Below are 599 nucleotides of genomic sequence, written 5' to 3'. Positions count from 1 at the left end.
AATTCCCATAGCGTGCATACCCGTCGGCATCCCACGACCATGGTCTTGAACCGTTAAACTCCCATCTTTATTGATGGTCACATCAATACGGTCACCAAATCCAGACAAGGCCTCATCGACAGCATTATCGACGATTTCCCAAACTAGGTGGTGGAGCCCAGCGCCATCGGTCGATCCGATATACATCCCTGGACGTTTTCGAACCGCATCCAACCCTTCTAGCACCTGAATGGCATCATCATTATAATTGTTAATATTGATTTCCTTTTTTGACACAAGGAACCTCCTATTCGTTCATCTTTACTATTCTACAGGTTTTCCAAGGATTTTGCAAAATTTTTCTTTCTCCGATGTAACAATTTCAGCAGAGATTCTCTGCCTTTCTTCTCCATTTCATGATATAATAGGAGTATGATTACAATAGTTTTATTAATCCTAGCCTATCTGCTGGGTTCGATTCCGTCTGGTCTCTGGATTGGACAAGTATTCTTTCAAATCAATCTGCGCGAACATGGTTCTGGTAACACAGGAACAACTAATACCTTCCGCATTTTAGGCAAGAAAGCGGGTATGGCAACCTTTGTAATTGACTTTTTTAA

The 599-nt window shown here is 41.7% G+C and carries 2 protein-coding genes; one reads left to right on the top strand and one right to left on the bottom strand.

What is annotated here, in order from left to right; genetic code table 11:
* On the bottom strand, window positions 1-276 hold a 276-nt coding region (locus tag SMIDD26_RS12905; RefSeq protein ID WP_246746929.1), incomplete at its 3' end, for an ATP-binding protein.
* 135 nt (window positions 277-411) lie between these two features.
* Between SMIDD26_RS12905 and SMIDD26_RS12900 the strand changes: the two genes are divergently transcribed.
* Window positions 412-599, top strand: a 188-nt coding sequence (locus SMIDD26_RS12900) for a glycerol-3-phosphate acyltransferase (RefSeq protein ID WP_419986652.1), incomplete at its 3' end; no start/stop codon positions are given.

The sequence above is a fragment of the Streptococcus mitis genome (genome assembly GCF_001579035.1).
GTDB lineage: Bacteria > Bacillota > Bacilli > Lactobacillales > Streptococcaceae > Streptococcus > Streptococcus mitis_J.
Note: the sequence above shows the minus strand (reverse complement) of the source record. Positions and strands in the feature narration are given on the sequence as shown.